This is a genomic window from Bacillus cereus group sp. BfR-BA-01408, from assembly GCF_022663305.1.
GTDB classification, from domain to species: domain Bacteria; phylum Bacillota; class Bacilli; order Bacillales; family Bacillaceae_G; genus Bacillus_A; species Bacillus_A pacificus.
This window is the reverse complement of record NZ_JAKUFF010000324.1, coordinates 1-223: the sequence shown is the minus strand read 5'-3', so window position 1 is coordinate 223 and position 223 is coordinate 1. Positions and strand designations below refer to the sequence as shown.

The window sequence follows — 223 nt, the reverse complement described above, 5'->3', positions numbered from 1 at the left end:
AAATAAAGAAGAAACAACAGAAGAACTAGAAGACTTAGAAAAACCGGAAGAACCAAAGGTAACAGAAGAACCGAATGTATTAGAAAAACCAGAGGTAAAAGAGAAGCCGGAAATCTGGGTAAAACCGATTGAAGAAGAAAATAAAGAAGAAACAACAGAAGAACTAGAAGACTTAGAAAAACCGGAAGAGCCAAAGGTAACAGAAGAACCGAATGTATTAGAA

General features: G+C 35.4%; 1 pseudogene. It reads left to right on the top strand.

What is annotated here, in order from left to right:
- Positions 1 to 223, top strand: a pseudogene (locus MR083_RS27485) (LPXTG cell wall anchor domain-containing protein); the annotation flags it as partial.